The organism is Arthrobacter zhaoguopingii (assembly GCF_009828605.1).
In the GTDB taxonomy this organism is placed as follows: domain Bacteria; phylum Actinomycetota; class Actinomycetes; order Actinomycetales; family Micrococcaceae; genus Arthrobacter_D; species Arthrobacter_D zhaoguopingii.
On sequence record NZ_WIAE01000042.1, the window covers coordinates 1 to 794 of the forward strand.

The following is a 794-nucleotide window of genomic DNA, read 5'->3' on the forward strand; positions in this document are numbered from 1 at the left end:
CCGCCGAAGGCGTTGTTGATGAAGGATCCGCCGCGGATGTTGCGTGAGGTCAGGACCTGCTTCTGGAAGAAGTCGAGCTTGCTGTCCTCGGGCACGACCGGCATGCCCTTGTGGTTCGGGGCGAACGAGGCGCCCATGTAGAGGCCGAACACGGCCAGCTGCACGCCCAGGAAGGCGAAGGCCATGCCCACGGGCAGGAACCAGAAGAGGATGCCCAGGTAGGCGGTGAAGCGCACCGCGAGCAGGGCCAGCTCGACCCAGCGGCCGGGCACGGTGCCGCGGCGGAACAGGGTCATGATGGAGCGGGCGTGCAGGTTCAGGCCCTCCAGGGTGAGCAGGGGGAAGAACAGGTAGCCCTGGCGGCGGGTGATCCAGGCCTGCAGGCCGCGGGCCTTGGCGGCGTCCTCTTCGAGGAAGGAGATGGTGTCGACCTCGATGTCGGGGTCCTTGCCGCGGGTGTTGGGGTCGTTGTGGTGGCGGGTGTGCTTATCGATCCACCAGGCGTAGCTGATGCCGACCACGCCGGCGGCCAGGACCCGGCCGGACCAGTCGTTGGCGCCGCGGGTCCGGAAGATCTGGCGGTGGGAGGCCTCGTGGGCCAGGAACGCGGTCTGGGTCAGGACCACGCCCAGGGCCGCGGCGATCAGCAGCTGGAACCAGGTGTCCCCGAGCAGGGCGAACCCGGTCCAGGCCGCCCCCATGGCCAGGGTGAGCAGGGCGAACACCGAGACATAAAAGCGCCGGCGCCGGGTCAGCAGCCCCTCCTTCCGGACCTGCTTCAGCAGAACCGAATA

Annotated in this window: 1 protein-coding gene; it reads right to left on the reverse strand. The window is 68.6% G+C overall.

Translation table 11 applies throughout. The annotated features are described in order from the left end of the window. The coding region (locus GVV77_RS18045; protein ID WP_159620709.1) for a fatty acid desaturase family protein at positions 1–794 on the reverse strand (794 nt) is incomplete at both ends.